The organism is Oricola thermophila, assembly GCF_013358405.1.
Taxonomy (GTDB): domain Bacteria; phylum Pseudomonadota; class Alphaproteobacteria; order Rhizobiales; family Rhizobiaceae; genus Oricola; species Oricola thermophila.
In genome coordinates, this window is sequence record NZ_CP054836.1 from 3,536,453 (window position 1) to 3,550,137 (window position 13,685).

The window sequence follows — 13,685 nt, forward strand, 5'->3', positions numbered from 1 at the left end:
GGAGGAGAATTCATGAAATATATCGCCACCCTTACCGCAGCCCTCGCCCTCGCCGCGACACCCGCGATGGCGCAGGAAACGCTCAAGTTCGCTCACGTCTACGAGGCAAACACCCTTTACAACGAGGCCGCCGAATGGATCGCCGAGCAGATCGAAGAACGCACCGACGGCAAATACAATGTCGACGTGTTCCCGAGCTCTCAGTTGGGCAACGAGGAAACCATCACGGAAGGCCTGCAGATCGGCAGCATCCAGATGGCCTATACCGGCCCGACCTTCCTCGGCCAGTTCTACAAGCCGATGGCCATTTCCGAGGCGCCATTCATCTGGAAAAGCTACGATCACTGGAAGAAGTATCAGGACAGCGACATCTTCGATGAGGTGACGCAGGGCTATTTCGACAAGACTGGCAACAAGGTGACCTCGATCCTCTATTTCGGGTCGCGCCAGACAAGTTCCCAGGAGAAGATCGAAACGCCCGAAGACATGAAGGGGATGAAGATCCGCGTGGCCAATGCTCCGCTCTGGAAAATCTTCCCGACGGCAGTCGGCGCCAATCCCACGCCGATTTCCTTTGCCGAGGTCTATCTGGCGCTGCAGCAGGGTGTCGTTGAAGGGCAGGAAAACCCGATTACCATCATCGAATCCAACAAGTTCTACGAAGTGCAGAACTACGTTGCGCGTACGAGCCACATCACCTCGTCCGTGGTGTCGGTCTTTGGCGGCCCGCTCTGGAATCGGCTGACGACCGAGGAGCAGGAGCTGTTCACCGATATCACCCGCGAAGCCTCGGCAATGTTCAGCGACAAGATCGTGGCGCGGGAGGAGGAACTCTTCGAAAAGTTCCGCAATGGCGATGATGTCGAGATTGTCGATGTCGACCGTGCGCCCTTCGCCGAACTCGTCATCCCTGCGGTGAAAGCCGAATGGGGCGAGGACCTGGTGGACCGCGTTACCGCACTTGCCGATTGATGATCGGTGCCGGGGGCTTTGAGTCCCCGGCAAAACTTGGTTGGAGGAGTCGATGGTCGGGTTTGCAGACAAGGTGATCGCGCGCGCAGAGGATGGCGCGTTGCTTTTCTTCTTCTGGGCCTTGGGCGCGGTCGTCTTCGCGCAGTTCTTTTCGCGTTACTTCCTGAACATGCCGCTGGGCTGGACCGAAGAACTGGCGCGCTATCTGATGATCTCGGTGGCGTTTCTGGGTTTGCCGGTCGTAACCCGGCTGGGCGAGCACATCGCCATCGACCTGCTGGCCGCGAGCCTGCCCGCCAAAGTGCGCTCCTGGGTGGAAGCCGCAGCCGAGTTGATTCAGCTCCTTATCGTCAGCGTGCTGGCCTGGCAGGCTTGGCGACTTGCCGGCCTGTCCGTGCAAAGCATGAGTTCACTGCCGCTGCCCAAGTCTGTCATCTACTACGTCGTGCTGGCCGGACTAGGCCTGCATGTGCTGGCAATAATCCATCGCCTCGCGGCGCGCCTTCGCTCGGAGCCCCGCTCATGATTCTCCTGTTCGCTTCCCTCGCTGTTCTTCTGGCGATAGGGCTGCCGATCGGCTTTGCCCTGGTCGGCGCTTCGATGGCTTATCTTTTGGTCACCGAGGGCCTGGGTTCGCCGCAGGTGCTGTTTCGCATGGTCAACGGGGTGGACAGTTTCACGCTTCTGGCTATCCCGTTCTTTATCCTGGCCGGCTCGGTCATGAATGTGGGCGGCGTCACCGAACGCATATTCGCCTTTGCCGATTCGCTGGTCGGCTGGATGAAAGGCGGACTGGGCCACGTGAATGTTGCGGCCAGCGTCATATTTTCCGGCATGTCCGGTGCTGCGGTTGCGGATGTCGGCGGTTTGGGCGCAATCGAGGTCAAGGCAATGCGCAACGCCGGTTACGATGACGATTTCACGATCGGGATAACCGGGGCCAGTTCAATCATCGGCCCGCTGATTCCGCCGTCACTGCCGCTCATCATTTACGGGGTCGTGGCATCCGAGTCGATCGGCAGCCTGTTCCTGGCCGGCATCCTTCCGGGCCTGTTGATAGCGCTTCTGATGAGTCTGACGATTTTCGTAATCGCACGTCGCAGAGGCTATCGGCCCAGCCAGCGGTTCAAGCCGCGCCTGGTGCTTTCACGTGCACGTCATGCGATCTTTCCGTTGCTGACGCCGGTCATAATCATCGGCGGCATCACTCTGGGAGTCTTCACCCCGACCGAGGCGGCGGTAGCCGCATCGGCCTATGCGATTCTGCTCAGCGCCTTCGTGTTTCGCACGATGAAGTGGGGGGATTTTGTCCGCCTCAGCCGCGAAACCGCAACGACCACCTCTTCCATCCTGATTATCGTGGCGGGTTCCGCGATCTTCTCCTGGCTCCTGACCGCGAACAATGTGGGTGCGCTGGTTCGGGACATCGTTACCGGCATGACCGACAGCCCGGTGCTGTTTCTGTTCCTGGTGGCCGGTGTAACGCTGGTCGTCGGTTGTTTCCTCGATATGATCGCCGCAATAACGATCCTCGTTCCGGTATTGCTGCCGACGGCGAATTCCCTCGGCATCGATCCGATTCATTTCGGCATCTTCTTCATGTTCAATCTGATGCTTGGCTTGCTGACTCCGCCAGTCGGCATGGTCATATTCGTCCTTGCGAAAGTGTCTGGCGTGACGCCCGCATTCGTAAGCCGCAGCCTGCTCCTGTTCGCGGCTCCTCTCCTGCTCGCGCTGCTGGCACTTCTCTTCATTCCGGCACTCAGCACCGCATTGCCCGCTTTCATGAAAGGAGGTTCCCTGTGACACAACCGAAACGGATCATGGGTGCCGTACTGCATGGCCCCGAGGACCTGCGCTATGAACCGGTTCGCCCCGAGCCGCTTGGCGCGGACGAGGTGCGCATCAGTCTTGGTGCAGCCGGCATCTGCGGATCGGATCAGCACTACTTCCGGCATGCCCGGATGGGGAATTTCGTGCTCAAGGCTCCGTTCGCACTGGGACACGAAATGAGCGGCGACGTGATCGAAACCGGTCCGGAAGCAGCCGGCCTCGCGCCGGGTGACCGGGTGGTTGTCGATCCGGCGCTTACCTGCGGCTCGTGCCCGGGCTGCAGGGCCGGACGAGCCAATTTGTGCCACAACGTGCAGTTCATGGGTTCCGCAAGCCATGACCCGCACCTGGATGGGGGCTATCGCGATACCTTTGTCGTCAAGGCAGTGCGTTGCGTGAAAGTCCCGGCCGGGACCCCTCACGAAATCGTCGTGGTGACCGAGCCGCTGTCGGTCGCCGTTCACGCCGTTGAGCGAGCGGGCCCCCTGCTGGGCCGCGATGTGGTCATTACCGGCGGCGGAACGATCGGCTGCCTGATTGCTGCCACTGCGCGAGCGGCCGGTGCAGCGCGGATTTGTGTATCAGATCCTAGCGGTTTTCGTCGCGACACGGCGCTGAAGATGGGCGCAACGGACGTGATCGACCCGACGCAGCGCGACGCAATCAATGCCCTGGACGCGGCTGGCGGCGCTTTTGACATCGGATTCGAGGCATCAGGCAATACGGCCGGATTCAACGACTGCGTGCGTATGGTTCGCCGCGGCGGGAAAGCCGTGCTTGTCGGGATGATCCCGACCACGGATTGCACGGTGCCGTTCAACCATATGACGACCCGGGAAATCGACCTGATCTCGACCTTCAGACAGAACGGAGTATTCGGACGGTCGGCCGCCATGCTTGTGGATGGACACATCGATCCCGGCCCGATCGTGACCGGTAGCTACAGGCTCGCCGAGGTGCACAAGGCCTTCACTGCCTCCTTCGACAGTGAACGACATATAAAAGTCCTGTTGCTGGGTGCCGGAAGCTAGGGGGCGCGCTTGGCCGACAAAGTCACCGCGCTGGATATCGCAAAAAGACTGTCGGTGTCGCGTTCGACGGTATCGCGGGCTTTTGACCCGGCGTCACGGATATCGCCCGACCTTCGACGGCGCATTCTCAAGCTGGCGCACGAACTGGGCTATCGCCCTACGTCGGCCGCACGGCTGATCATGCGGGAATACCCGCATGTCATCGCCGTGGTGGTGCGCGATGTAACCAATCCTGTACGCGCGGCCATCATGACGCGCCTGATCCGCGAACTGGAGCGCAACGGCTATCTGCCTCTTGTGTTCCAAGTGCCGAACGCCCGCACTATAAGCGCCCGGATCGAAGCGATCCTCAGCCATTTGCCTTCTGCCGTCGTTATGACCGGTTTCCGTCCTCCTTCGAGTGTCCTGACGTTGTGTTCCCAGCGCGGCACGCCGACACTGATCCTGAACAGGGGGGGTATAAAGGGGCTGGCTGCCAACTACATAACCAGCGATCACCATGGTGGCGGGCTGAAGGCGGCGGAAGTGCTGATCGCGCGCGGATGCCGCAACATCGCATTCGTATCCGGCCAAAGCGTCAACGATCCGGATGCCAGTGAAGAGCGGATGCGCGGGTTCCTTGCCGGATTGGAACGCGTGGGCATGGTGGCATGTGCAGCCCATGAGGGCGATCACAGCTATGACAGCGGCGTTCGAGCGGCACGCGAGTTCTTCGCCGCATCCACGCGGCCCGACGGAGTGTTTTGCGGCAACGACATGATGGCCATGGGGTTCATGGATGTCGCGCGTGAGACATTCGGCTTGATTCCCCCGGATGATTATCAGCTTGTCGGTTATGACAATATCGAAATGGCCAATTGGGCTCCCTACCGGCTCAGCACTATCGCGCAGAACATGGAGGCTGTCATAGCCGCCACCGTCAGGGGGGTGCGTCAGCTCGTTGAGAAACCGGACCATTCGATTCGCGTTGTCGTGCCGGTGAAATTTATTGCGCGTAACACGACCCGCGAAACAACAGCACAAGAGTAGAACAAATGGCCCCGGAAACCAGAATGCCTCAATGCCGCTTCATCGTGGTTGGACGCGCGGGCATGGACCTGTATCCCGAACCCGTCGGGACCAAGATAGCCGATGCGGTCGATTTCTCCGCCATGCTGGGCGGATCGGCGGCCAACATCGCAGCGGGCCTGTCGCGGCTCGGATGTCGCGCCAGTCTCATGACCGCGCTGTCAGATGATCCGGTCGGAAGGTTTTGCGCAAACCGGATGGCCGCGCTGGGTATCGGTCAGGAACTGGTGGCCCGGTCGGGACCCGAGACGCGCACGTCCTTGGCGCTTTCCGAGACACGTCTCGAGGATCACGAAACACTGATCTATCGCAACGGAGCCGCCGATTTCGATCTGTCGATGGATATCGCCGAGAGCGTCGATTTCACTGGAGTTGACGCATTGGTGGTGACCGGCACCGCCTTGGCGCGCGAACCTTCGCGCGCAGTCGTGATGCGTGCGGTAGACCGGGCGAGGCAAGCTGGAACCGATGTGGTGCTGGATCTCGATTACCGTCCGTATTCCTGGAGTAGTGTGGAAGAGGCGAGCGCCGTGTGTTATTCGGCAGCACGCAAATGCCAAATAGTCGTCGGCAATGACTTGGAGTTCGCGGTCATGTATGGCCGTGGGAGGCCCGAACCGGATCTCGCTCAAGCCCTTCATGACGAGGGCGTTCGCCTGTGCATCTACAAAATGGGCCAGCAAGGCGCAGTTTCCTTCAATGGTCAGGAAAGGCTGCGCACCGGGATCTATCCCGTTTCAGCGTTGAAACCGGTAGGGGCGGGAGATGCTTTCTTGGCATCTTTCCTCGCCGCTCACTACACCGGTCTTGCTTTGAAGGACAGTATCGCCCGGGGTTCGGCGGCAGCAGCTATCGTCGTATCGCGGAAAGGTTGCGCCGACGCCATGCCAACCCAAGAAGACGTGACTGAGTTTATGGCACAACAGACCATGACAAACCCGACGAAGGGCTGATCCATGCCGCTAGTGACATTGACACAGGCCTTCGACAGCATTGCCTCCGACGGCGGCGCGCTTGCCGGCGTTGTTGTTCTTGGATGGGAAGATGCATGCGCTTATGTTCGCGCAGCCGAGAAAGTGGGCTGTCCGGTAATATTGCAGGCTGGTCCCGGATGCAGGGCGCACACTCCGTTATCCGTCCTTTCGGAAATGTTCCGTGTTCTGGCGGAAGGGGCTAAAGTACCTGTTGTAGCTCATCTCGATCATGGCAAGACGCCGCAGGATTGTCTGGATGCCATTGATGCGGGATTTACTTCCGTAATGTATGATGGTTCCGCTCTGCCGTTAGCCGAAAACATAGAGAACACGCGTCAGGTGTTGACAGCCGCGCGCGCCGCTGGCGTCAGCGTCGAGGCGGAGCTTGGCATCGTGGGCTATGTCGGGGCGAAAGAGTCAGTCGGTACCAGCCCAGACGAGGCGCGCATTTTTATCGAACAGGCACCCGTGGACGCCTTGGCAATTTCGGCCGGAAACACCCATCTTAGCCAGACCGACACCGTTCCGGCGGACATGGCTGTCATTCGCGCAATCGAGGCGGCAGTTCCCACACCCCTCGTCCTGCACGGGGGAAGTGGGATTCCCGCTGCACAGCGGCGTGAAATTGCTCTCCACACACGTGTCGCCAAGTTCAACATCGGCACGGAGCTTCGCTTGGCCTTCGGTCACACCCTGCGTGAACGGCTCGCATCCGATCCGGACGTCTTCGACCGGATCGAGATTCTGAAATCCCTGATTGACCCGATTGCGGAAAGAACTGCCCCTGTCCTGGCCAATCTTCTGCCGGAGGGTAGCGCCGCTTGAAGAGTTATTTGTCCTGCATAGATGGAGTGGTCGTCGCTCTGTCTGTGGCCAAAGGTCCTGGGACTAGGGACCAGCTGATTTGGCGGAAGCCCTAGCCCATCAGGGTACTCACATTTTGCGACAAATTTACAGTGAAGCAAGCATAGCTACTCAATGGTTTGAGTGTGTCCGAAGTAGACATCGGAACGGGGCAAGACCGCCAAGGCTCTTGGGATAATGGAAATGATTGTAGTGCTCGACAAAGGTGGTGACCTGAGACCCGACTTCCCTCCAGCCTTCAGGAGAATCCGTCGGTTGATTTCTGGCCTCATGCGGCCTTCGTTTCCAGTCTCGATTTCATTGCAAACTCCTGCGGCGTGAGATTGCCCAGGGACGAGTGGGGTCTGTGTCGGTTGTAGTCCTCCTTCCATGCGGTGATTTTCTTGCGGGCCTCGGTCAGCGACGAGAACAGGGTTTCGTTCAAGAGTTCATCCCGGAAGCTGCCGTTGAACGACTCGATGAAGGCGTTCTGCATAGGCTTTCCGGGCGCGGTGTAGTGCCAGTCGATCCGGGTTTCCTGGCACCATCTGAGCACCGCCATACTGGTCAGTTCCGTGCCATTGTCGCTGACAATCGTTCCAGGCCTCCCGCGCCGGGCCATGATCGCCGTCAGCTCCCGCGTGACGCGCAGCCCTGAGAGCGAGGTGTCGGCGACCAGCGCCAGGCATTCCCGGCTGAAATCATCCACAATGGCAAGCACCCGAAACCGCCGCCCGTCAGTGAAGGCGTCCGAGACGAAATCCAGGCTCCAGCGTTCTTTTGGCCGTTCCGGAACCAGCATCGGCCTGCGAGTTCCAACGGCGCGCTTCCGGCCGCCGCGTTTCTTCACTTGCAACCTCTCTTCCGCGTAGAGCCGCCTCAGCTTCTTCAGGTTCACCTGCCAGCCCTGCCGCTCCAGCATCACATGCACCCGTCGATAGCCGAAGCGACGGCGCGCGGCGGCGACAGCCTTCATCGCCTCGCGCAGGTCGGCATCGTCAGGACGCACGCTGCGATACCGCACGCTCGACCGATCAACGCCCAGAACAGAACACGCCCGCCGCTGGCTCACCTGATGCGCTTCACACAGATGCGCCACGGCATCCCGCCTGGCTGCGGGCGTTACCACTTTCGCGAGGCGATATCTTTCAGCATCGCGTTGTCCAGCATCTGCTCGGCCAGCAGCTTCTTCAGCTTCGCGTTCTCATCTTCGAGCGCCTTGAGCCGCCGGGCGTCCGACACCTCCAACCCGCCGAACTTCGCCTTCCATTTGTAAAACGTCGCCGAGCTGATTCCATGCTCCCGGCAAACGTCCGCCGTGGCCATGCCGCTCTCCTGCTGCTTCAGGATCGCGATGATCTGCTCTTCGCTGAACCGTGATCTCTTCATGCTGTCCGTCTCCTTCGTTGGGACGGACTCTACCTCAAATCGGAAGAGGAAACGGGGCCCAGGTCACAATCGTCATCGTCATCTCGATCACTATTATAATCTTCCCCGTACACAAAGCTGTAAGCTTCTTTGATGACTGACGGCATAGGATCGGTCAAACTCCCCGTGACCTCAGGATAGTCATTGTCTAGAAGCCTTTCGTGCAAACTGTAGAGCATGACACGCCGAAGGCGGATCATGGTCTTTTCGTCGTAGACACACAGGAAAGAGTGTAAGGTAAGTTCTGCCTTTCTGTAGGCTTCATCGTCAGGGCAATTAGCCACTTTCTGGTCAATAAACTCTTCCGGATACAGGTCTAGATATTCAGAAACCTCGGGATAAAGGTCCAACCTGTCAAATTTCCTCACATTGTCCAGCTCATTGAAGAAGTGGAACTCTGCGATCGTCGGCAGAACAAACCCGTCCTTCCACGCTCTATGACGGAAACCAAACGAGGCGCAGAATATTTTTCCTACAACGTAGTCTTCGCCGTTGTCCTCAAAATCGCTTATGAGCTTTTCCCGTACGCCGTTACGATACAGATGAGTAACTGCTTCTGCAGTTGCAATTTCGCGTCGCAGAACATACGAAAATTCGTTTGCTAGAGCCCTGTCAAGTCTCTGGGCCTCAAGAAGATCTTGTAGAGCCTCGTGGTACCGAATCCTCTTGCAAAGAATGTTGGCCCTATTGATGTAGGGGGCCGGATTCTTGCAAATGGAAATTGACCTAGCGTAATAGTCGAGCGCCTTCTCACATTCATATCGGCTGGCATGTGCCATCCCTAGCTCAAAAAGCTTCCGGCCTTCATCGTATCCTTCGGGCCTAGCCACCCTTTGCCCGCCAAACATCCACTTAAACAATTGTACCTCCATCGAAGTTTGTCTCGATTCGACAGGTTGCCCGATGGTCACTACCTCTTGGAGGCAAGGTCACCGTCGCCCAATCCAACGTCAAGTGACCAACCGCAACTAATCCAACAACTTTTCCTCCACCCAGTTCGCCACGATCAACCCCGGCACGCTGTCGTGCGCGCGCGGTATCCCGGTCGAGGTCGAGCCGCTTCGGCAGCTTCACCTGCGGGACCAGCAAGAAGATTGGCGCGGTGACCTGGTTGCGGCCGATCATAGCGCGTGAGGCCGCCGCCTAGCCGCGAGTGTTCATCCGGGCATAGTCAGCTGTCGCCCCTGCCACTCAAATTGCGTTTTGGGTTTGAGCGAGTCGCGCCCATAGGCGCTTCGTACCACCCAAAAAATTGAAACAATTATGTGATCCTCCCCCAATGAAGTGGTCCGCCGTTATGTTTAGGAAAACGGAGGACCAAAGATGGGAAACAAACGACACAAACCGGAAGAGATTGTCACGAAGCTGCGGCAGGTTGAGGTTCTTGTCGGCCAGGGAACGGCGCGGATCGATGCGATCCGGGAGGTTCGTATAACCGAGCAGACCTACTACCTCTATGGACGGCTCTCCCGTTGCAAGGGTGACATTGATCTGGCTACCTGGATCCGTTGCAAACATCTATCCGGCGTCAGCCGACCGAGGGTCGGAGCGCCCAAATGGGGTATCCGCATGCGCGCGCCTCTACAGCTGGTAGGCCTCAGGGGCCGCGATAATAGTCAGGCTCGTCGCGCACCGGTTCGATCCCGGCAGTCCATTTCTTCGTCGTCTTGCAATCAGCGTCATGTTCTTCAGATTGCGGCGCGGTATGGTTCGCCCGTTCGAAGCACAGCCCTGATGATCCGTGCGTTCTTGTTGGCGACCGCGACCGTGGCTCGGTTGAACCCGCGCCGCTCCCGAAGATCGTTGACCCAGACATTCATCTGGTCATCTTTGTTAGGCGCGGTTCGGACGACCGCCCGTGCCCCGTGGACCAGCAGCGTACGTAGATGCTGGCTTCCTCGCTTTGAGATGCTGAGCATGACCCGCTTGTCGCCGCTCGAATGCTGACGCGGCACAAGACCAAGCCAGGCCGCGAGGTGGCGGCCGTCTCGGAACTCCCGACCATCCCCGATCGCCGCTACAATCGCGGTCGCAGTTTTCGGCCCAACACCCTTGATCTTGGCGATCCGCTGGCAGGTTGGACTCGCCCTGAAGACCGCTTCGATCTTCTTGTCGAAGGAAATGATACGCCGATCGAGATTGCAGAACAGATCCCATAGTTCGGCGATGGCATCACGAGCCATCTCGCTCAATTCGTTGTTCATGTCGCTGAGAATATCAGGGACCATCCGCCGCGCTTTGGTGATTGACTTGCCAAAAGCGATGCCGCGATCGAGGAGCAGTCCTCTAATCTGGCAGATCGTCGCCGTACGGTGGTTTACAAGGCGCTGCCTGGCGCGATGCAAAGCCTGAATGTCCTGCTGCTCTTTGGTTCTCTTTGGCACAAGTGGAATATGCGGCTGGCGCACCGCGGTGCAGATTGCCTCGGCATCGTTTCCGTCGTTCTTTTGTCCCCTCACGAACGGCTTCACATATTGCGGGCTTACGATCTTCACTCGATGCCCGAGTTCCTCGAACTTCCGCGCCCAGCAGAACGCGCCGGTGCAGGCTTCGATCGCGATGGTGCATGGCTCGATGCCGCTAAGTACACCGAGGAGTTGATCGCGCATCACTCGTCGTTTGAAAACCGGGCGGCCTCGTCGATCGGCTCCATGCAGTTGAAAGACGTTCTTCGCGATATCGATGCCGAGGATGTCTATGGCGGTCATGCTTCTCTCCTTTTATGTCGACGGCCGAAGTCTGCCGAGGTGGAGGGAGAGCCGTCCATCCCATTAGGTGGCGCAAGCAATATGGCGGCATGGGAACCGACCAACTGAAAGAGCTCAAACGGCTGCAAAAGGAGAATGAGCGTCTCCGCAAGGCTGTCTCCGACCTGACATTGGACAAGTTGATCCTGGCGGAGGCCGCACGGGGAAACTTCTGAGCCCCGCCCGTCGCCGTGCCTGCATTGATCGTGTGCGCAGCCAAATGAAGCTCTCCGAGCGTCGTGTCTGCCGCGTCCTGGGGCAGCATCGCTCCACGCAACGACGCAGACCGCAGGGACGAGCCGATGAAGAGCGTCTTGTCGCGGACATGATCGAACTGGCTCGCCAATATGGTCGCTATGGTTATCGCCGGATTGCGGCTCTGTTGAGGGATGCGGGCTGGCAGGTGAACGACAAGCGTGTCGAGCGACTGTGGCGGCGGGAGGGGCTGAAAGTGCCAGCAAAACAACCGAAGAAGGGGCGGCTCTGGTTGAATGACGGCTCATGCGTCCGTCTCCGGCCCGAGTATCGCAACCATGTGTGGAGCTACGACTTCGTGCATTGCCGGACCGATGACGGCAAGGTGTTCCGAACCTTGAACATCCTCGACGAGTTCAGCCGGGAGTGCCTGGCGATCCGGGTCAAACGAAGGCTGAACTCGACCGACGTCATCGACGCCTTGAGCGACCTGTTCATCCTGCGCGGTGTGCCTGCGTTCATACGTTCCGACAACGGCCCGGAGTTCGTTGCCAATGCAGTCCGCGACTGGGTCACGGCCGTCGGCGCCACGACGGCTTACATCGAACCAGGCTCGCCTTGGGAGAACGGCTATTGCGAGAGCTTCAATGCCCGGTTCCGCGATGAACTGCTCGACGGCGAGATCTTCTACAGCCTGCGCGACGCTCAGATCCTGATCGAAAAATGGAGGAAGCACTACAACACCAAGAGACCGCACAGTGCCTTGGGCTACCGCCCACCGGCGCCGGAAACCATCGTCCCGATGGACCGAAGACCGGCCATGCACTAACAATCAAACTGAACCACTCTGGTGGGGCAGATCAGCCTACGAAGTCGCGGGGTGAGGAAAGCCCGTCGTCGTGCCGTTGCAGGCTTGCTGTTCGGATCCGGCCTTGTCCCGGATTTGCCGCCGAAAACTTTTCCGCGCCGGAAACGGGCCGGGCTTGCAAGGCCGTTTTCGCCTTTCGTGAGCCCGGCGTTAACCATGTGATCGGGAAGTCGGGGCTGGGCTCATTTTGGGGGCTCAGATCCGTTTCGGATCCTGCCAGGGTGCGGGTGTTCCGGAATTGACCGGAGCGGCCCCCGACGGTGTTGGCGCACCGAAAGGGGCCTGACCCAAGACCTTGATATGGAAGGAATCGGGCTGTGAAGACAGATATCCAATCGATCCCCTTGCGGGAAGGCGGCCGCGAGGCCGAACGGCGGCGCGCCGCGATGCGCCGCCAGCTGGAAACCATCTTCGGCGCGGTCGTGACGGCGCTCGAAACGGGCCGGGCTGACGCATGCATTGATGAGCGGCGTCCGGATCGCGATCCGCCGCCATCGCTTGGCCGTGGCCCGGCCGCCAGGCCCGCGACTGCCTGACGGGCAGACTTCGACACAGGAAACCACGCATCGAACGGCAATCCCGTACCCCGCGCGCAAGACGCGGGCGCGGGAGCCACGGCCCGGGACCGATGTCCGCCGGGGAAGGGCGCTTGCGCGTCTTTCCCCTTGGCCCCCCGTGCGCCTGCCGTTTTGCCGACGAGAGAACCGAACGCATGACCAGAGCAAACAGCAACCGACGCGCCAGACCCGCCCTTGCCGAACGCCGGACTTCGCCGAGTGACGAGACGCCCGAACTCGACCGCCGCCTGGATGACCTTCTCGAGGCGACGGTCGCGGGAATGTTGTCCGTGGAACGCAAGCCGGATCCGATGTTCGGCCGCCATGGCGAGACGATCGCGCTTGCCCATCTTGCCTATGGGCACGAGGCAAGGCTGATCGAGGACGCGGCGATCCTGATGTGCGAGGCCGAACCGCACTTGCAGGTCATCCGGCTCGATCGTCCGTTTCCGCTGGTGGCGGCCGCGTTCGAGGCATTGCAAGGCAATGACTGGTCGACGCTGGAAGGCATCCGGTTGCCCTCGCGGGTTTATGCCGAGGACAGCTACATGCCGGACCTGGTCGTGCTCGATCGGCGGTCCATGACGGCCTATCTCCTCGACATCAAGCGGGCCATCGACAACAAGATCAGTCGCATCAGGGCCCTGATGACGCGGCTCAAGGCCGCCGCCTTGGTCGCGCCGGACTGGCTGTCGATGCGGGCCAGGGTTCACGGCGTGGCCTGCACGCGGATCGCGATCCTCGATGCCTCCGGCGCTTTCGACGAGCCCGAAACCGGAATCATGCCGCTCGCCGCATTGGAACAGGTGCTCGATGTTCCGGGCCTTGCCGTCCGGATGGCGGACCTGCGCGATCGCTTCGCACTACGCATCGAACAGGAAATGGATCGGCTGCTGCCGGATGCGTCCGGGGGAGTCGGGACCGGGAAACGGCGTTCCGGCATCGGGGCGGATGCGCCGGACGGCGAGCCGAGATCCGACAGCAATACCGACACCTCTACGGATGACGAACCCGACACGAAGGGTGCGGCAGCCAGCATGGCAAAGGCACAGGGCAGGGCGCGCCGGGTCGGCTTCGCGATCCCGGGCATGGCCAGGCGCGAGGCGCAGCCATCATCCGCCACTGCAACCCGGCACTGACTGCAGTCCCGACCGAACGAACATGCTCGC

The 13,685-nt window shown here is 59.9% G+C and carries 12 protein-coding genes and 2 pseudogenes; 11 read left to right on the forward strand and 3 right to left on the reverse strand.

What is annotated here, in order from left to right:
* Positions 1–12 precede the first annotated feature (12 nt).
* From HTY61_RS17060 to HTY61_RS17090, 7 genes are all read left to right on the forward strand, one after another.
* The gene (locus HTY61_RS17060; protein WP_175277928.1) at positions 13–972 is read left to right on the forward strand and encodes a sialic acid TRAP transporter substrate-binding protein SiaP; all 960 of its coding nucleotides are present in this window, start codon (positions 13–15) and stop codon (positions 970–972) included.
* 52 nt (positions 973–1,024) lie between these two features.
* Positions 1,025–1,498 (forward strand): TRAP transporter small permease, encoded by a 474-nt coding sequence (locus tag HTY61_RS17065; protein WP_175277929.1) that lies wholly within the window; start codon positions 1,025–1,027, stop codon positions 1,496–1,498.
* The gene (locus tag HTY61_RS17070) at positions 1,495–2,778 is read left to right on the forward strand and encodes a TRAP transporter large permease (protein WP_175277930.1); all 1,284 of its coding nucleotides are present in this window, start codon (positions 1,495–1,497) and stop codon (positions 2,776–2,778) included. Before HTY61_RS17065 ends, HTY61_RS17070 begins: the two co-directional genes overlap by 4 nt.
* A 17-nt stretch (positions 2,779–2,795) precedes the next feature.
* Positions 2,796–3,836 (forward strand): alcohol dehydrogenase catalytic domain-containing protein, encoded by a 1,041-nt coding sequence (locus HTY61_RS17075; RefSeq protein WP_210268617.1) that lies wholly within the window; start codon positions 2,796–2,798, stop codon positions 3,834–3,836.
* A gap of 9 nt (positions 3,837–3,845) precedes the next feature.
* Entirely contained in the window at positions 3,846–4,865 is a 1,020-nt protein-coding gene (locus HTY61_RS17080; RefSeq protein ID WP_175277932.1) for a LacI family DNA-binding transcriptional regulator, read from the forward strand.
* A gap of 62 nt (positions 4,866–4,927) precedes the next feature.
* Entirely contained in the window at positions 4,928–5,857 is a 930-nt protein-coding gene (locus HTY61_RS17085) for a PfkB family carbohydrate kinase (protein WP_197945329.1), read from the forward strand.
* A gap of 3 nt (positions 5,858–5,860) precedes the next feature.
* Positions 5,861–6,703 (forward strand): class II fructose-bisphosphate aldolase, encoded by an 843-nt coding sequence (locus tag HTY61_RS17090; RefSeq protein WP_175277934.1) that lies wholly within the window; start codon positions 5,861–5,863, stop codon positions 6,701–6,703.
* 307 nt (positions 6,704–7,010) lie between these two features.
* Here HTY61_RS17090 and HTY61_RS17095 read toward each other — a convergent pair.
* Both HTY61_RS17095 and HTY61_RS17100 read right to left on the reverse strand, forming a co-directional pair.
* Positions 7,011–8,110, reverse strand: a protein-coding gene (locus tag HTY61_RS17095) for an IS3 family transposase (RefSeq protein ID WP_175277935.1) whose coding sequence is annotated in 2 segments (ribosomal slippage) — positions 7,011–7,849 and positions 7,849–8,110 — 1,101 coding nt in all. Because the reading frame shifts where the segments join, the coding sequence is not laid out codon by codon here.
* 29 nt (positions 8,111–8,139) lie between these two features.
* Entirely contained in the window at positions 8,140–9,009 is an 870-nt protein-coding gene (locus HTY61_RS17100) for a hypothetical protein (protein WP_175277936.1), read from the reverse strand.
* Positions 9,010–9,472: 463 nt separating this feature from the next.
* Between HTY61_RS17100 and HTY61_RS17105 the strand changes: the two are divergent.
* Positions 9,473–9,607: pseudogene (locus HTY61_RS17105) on the forward strand (IS3 family transposase); the annotation flags it as partial.
* Positions 9,608–9,837: 230 nt separating this feature from the next.
* Here HTY61_RS17105 and HTY61_RS17110 read toward each other — a convergent pair.
* The gene (locus tag HTY61_RS17110; RefSeq protein ID WP_175277937.1) at positions 9,838–10,857 is read right to left on the reverse strand and encodes an IS110 family RNA-guided transposase; all 1,020 of its coding nucleotides are present in this window, start codon (positions 10,855–10,857) and stop codon (positions 9,838–9,840) included.
* Positions 10,858–10,922: 65 nt separating this feature from the next.
* On the opposite strand from HTY61_RS17110, the pseudogene HTY61_RS17115 reads away from it, so the two are divergent.
* The 3 genes and pseudogenes from HTY61_RS17115 to HTY61_RS17125 all read left to right on the forward strand — a co-directional run.
* Positions 10,923–11,920, forward strand: a pseudogene (locus tag HTY61_RS17115) (IS3 family transposase); the annotation flags it as partial.
* Between the two features lie 356 nt (positions 11,921–12,276).
* On the forward strand, positions 12,277–12,495 hold the full coding sequence (locus HTY61_RS17120) for a hypothetical protein (protein ID WP_175277938.1): 219 nt from the start codon (positions 12,277–12,279) through the stop codon (positions 12,493–12,495).
* Positions 12,496–12,671: 176 nt separating this feature from the next.
* Positions 12,672–13,655, forward strand: coding sequence for a hypothetical protein (locus HTY61_RS17125; RefSeq protein WP_175277939.1), 984 nt, complete (start codon positions 12,672–12,674; stop codon positions 13,653–13,655).
* Positions 13,656–13,685 lie beyond the last annotated feature (30 nt).